This window comes from Bacillus sp. OTU530, assembly GCF_038440375.1.
The window spans coordinates 1-3,147 of the sequence record NZ_JASATP010000109.1; the positions used below are offsets into that span (position 1 = coordinate 1).

4 protein-coding genes are annotated in these 3,147 nt (G+C 39.8%); all 4 read left to right on the top strand.

Translation table 11 applies throughout. The annotated features are described in order from the left end of the window. On the top strand, window positions 1-686 hold a 686-nt coding region (locus AAHB12_RS30980; RefSeq protein ID WP_342048914.1), incomplete at its 5' end, for an MBL fold metallo-hydrolase. A gap of 34 nt (window positions 687-720) precedes the next feature. Continuing rightward, window positions 721-1,491, top strand: coding sequence for a DeoR/GlpR family DNA-binding transcription regulator (locus AAHB12_RS30985; RefSeq protein WP_342048915.1), 771 nt, complete (start codon window positions 721-723; stop codon window positions 1,489-1,491). 417 nt (window positions 1,492-1,908) lie between these two features. Further along, a complete protein-coding gene (locus tag AAHB12_RS30990) occupies window positions 1,909-2,877 on the top strand; it encodes an ABC transporter substrate-binding protein (RefSeq protein ID WP_342048916.1) in 969 nt (322 codons plus the stop codon). Window positions 2,878-2,955: 78 nt separating this feature from the next. Further along, the coding region (locus AAHB12_RS30995) for an ATP-binding cassette domain-containing protein (RefSeq protein WP_342048917.1) at window positions 2,956-3,147 on the top strand (192 nt) is incomplete at its 3' end.

Here is a 3,147-nt window from a genome sequence, read left to right on the forward strand (position 1 = left end):
AGGCAACATCTGGCTATTTGCTTGAGCAAGATGGCTTTCAGCTTCTTGTTGATTGCGGGAGTGCTGTACTATCACAGCTGCAAAAGTACATAAAGGTTGAGGAGCTCGATGCAGTTATTCTGTCTCATTATCATCATGATCATGTAGCTGATATCGGGGTACTTCAATATGGACGCTTAATTAAAAGTTTGACAGTCGGAAATGTGCCGGAGCTGCCTATTTACGGTCATGCACTGGATGAGAAAGGTTTTACTTCGTTAACACATAATCCTTATACAAAGGGAGTCGCATATGATCCAACAAAAACAATTGAAATTGGTCCGTTTACGGTTTCCTTTCTAGAAACAAAGCATCCGGTTCCATGCTTTGCCATGAGAATCACTGCTGGCGGCAAAACAATTGTATATACAGCTGATTCCAGCTATAAATCGGAATTTATGGAGTTTGCAAAGGAAGCGGACTTATTTATGTGTGAGTGTAATATGTATGCAGATCAAGATGGAACGAAGCCGGGGCATATGAATAGCACAGAGGCAGGAATGATTGCGAGAGAAGCTGGCGTAGGGTGGCTTTTATTAACCCATCTTCCGCATTACGGAAATATAGCTGATTTAGTTGATCAGGCAAAGGCTGTATTTGACGGACCGATTGAATTGGCGAGCAGCGGCTATATGTGGGGAGAGTAAAAAGAGAGAGATTCGATAGGGAGGGGATATTTCTATGTTATTTGTCGAAGAGCGGAAAATGAAAATTTTTCAATATGTACAAGAACATTCAAGAGCGTCTGTTCAAGAGCTAAGTCAATTTTTTGAGGTATCTGAATCCACAGTTCGCAGGGATTTAAAGGAATTAGAGGAAGAGAAATTATTGAGAAGAACGCATGGAGGGGCTATTGCTCTCCAAAATGTCAATTTTGAACCAACCTTTGATGAGAAGGAAGATAAGTTTCAGGATGAGAAGAAAGCAATTGCCAGAAAAGCACTGGAATTTATTGAAGAGGGAGATACAATTTTGCTTGATGCTGGAACAACGACCTTCCAGCTTGTTAAAGAACTGCAGGTTTTTTCAAAACTGACAGTAGTAACCAATTCCCTTGTTTTTGCGCAGGAATTGCAGGATGTTTCAGGAATTGATGTTGTGATGATAGGGGGAAATTTCCGAAAAGAGACATGTGCGCTAGTAGGTCCACTTGCCGAAGCCGGATTATCCATGCTCAGAGTAGATAAGACATTTATTGCGACAAACGGGATCGAAGTGGAAGATGGGTTAACAACTCCTAATCTTATTGAGGCGGCAACAAAGAGGAAAATGATTGGAATCGCAAAACAAGTAATCTTATTGGCAGACCACAGTAAAGCTGGGAAATCGACTTTTGCAAAATTTGCGGATATTCATGATGTCGATAAATGTATTATTGATGCCGGTGTTCCTGAGTCGTTTGTAGAGAAGCTCAGAAAAACTGGAGTTGATGTGCATATTGTTCGTCCGTAGTATTATTTCTAACCCCCATGCAGCCAAAATGGCTGTATGGGGGTTATTTTACATTTTAAAGTATAAAATTTCAGCTAGAAGCGTATTCGACGCAGCAGGAAATTTTAGGAATAAGCTTTAAGCGCAACTAGGCTTTTATTATTGCCTAACAGATCGCCAATCAGTAATCTTTTTTAACTAAATAAAACATTAATGGTATTAAATATATTTAATGGTAAAAAAATCATAAATATCATTGTAATTTAAAAAAGCATAAATTATAATCATAAATAATCACATATGGTCATTATATTCCAAGGTATATGGTGAAAAGTGATTAAAAATGAGCAAAGAGGTGAAAGCGTCACCATCAAATGTCCAAAAATGAGCAAGAAGAGGTAAGGGGAACTATTAAAAGAGAAAAGGGGAACAAGAAGAATGAAAAAAGCTATCTACAAAGTGTTGGCACCTTTCATGGTTTTATTGTTGCTTATAATGGCAGCTTGCAGTAATGGAAGCAGTAACTCGGCAAGCACATCCGCTTCAGGTTCAGGGGATAAAAAGATTAAAATTGGTCTAACGGTGGGTACGTTAAGTAATCCTTTCTTTGTTTCTATGTCAAAAGGTGCTAAAGAGGCTGCTAAGGAACTAGGCGGCGAGGCGATTGTTGTAAGCGCTGACTATGATTTGTCCAAGCAAATGGCACAGGTGGAAGATTTTATAACGAAAAAAGTAGATATGATTCTTTTAAATGCAGTAGATTCAAAAGGAATTGCAGCAGCTGTACAACAAGCGAAGGCAGCAGGCATTCCGGTTATCGCAGTTGATGTTGGCGCAGACGGCGGAGTAAGCGCAACTGTAGCTTCTGATAATTACTTAGCAGGGAAGCTTGCTGGCGAATATCTTCTAAAGCGTTTACAAAATAAAGGGAATATCGCAATTATTGATGGTCCTCCAGTAACTGCTGTGAAAGATCGTATTAAAGGATTTGAAGATGCAATTAAAGGAACTGATGTGAAGGTTGTAGCGAAGCAGAACGGGGAAGGTAACAGAGAAAAAGCGTTAACCGTAATGGAAAATATTTTGCAAGCGAATTCATCAGGGAAAATCGATGCTGTGTTTGCGATCAACGATCCTGAAGCACTGGGAGTAAAGATTGCTGCTGAGCAGGCAAAACGCGATAAGGAGTTCTTTATTGTTGGGGTTGACGGTGCTCCGGAAGCAGTAGATGCTCTTAAAGAAAATAAGAGCTTTGTTGCTACATCTGCACAACATCCTGACGAAATTGTAAAACAAGCTGTTGATATTGGCATGAAAATTATTAAAGGAGAAAAAGTAGAATCTGAGATTAAGGTACCGGTAGAACTAGTGACACAAGATACAATTAATAGCTACAAAGGCTGGTAAAATCCAGACAATTAGTGGTTACTGAGCATTCGCACTGCAATGATATATAGAAGGAGGGATATTGTGAAACAGGCTGAAATGACAGCTCGTCCTCTGACAAAAGGTAATTCTATTCTTAAAATGTCGGGTATAAGCAAAGCATTCCCTGGAGTGAAGGCGCTTGATAACGTGCAGTTGGAGCTGTATAAAGGGGAAGTGCATGCGCTTATGGGGGAAAACGGCGCAGGAAAATCTACCTTGATGAAAATTTTATGTGGCGTGTATCAGCCG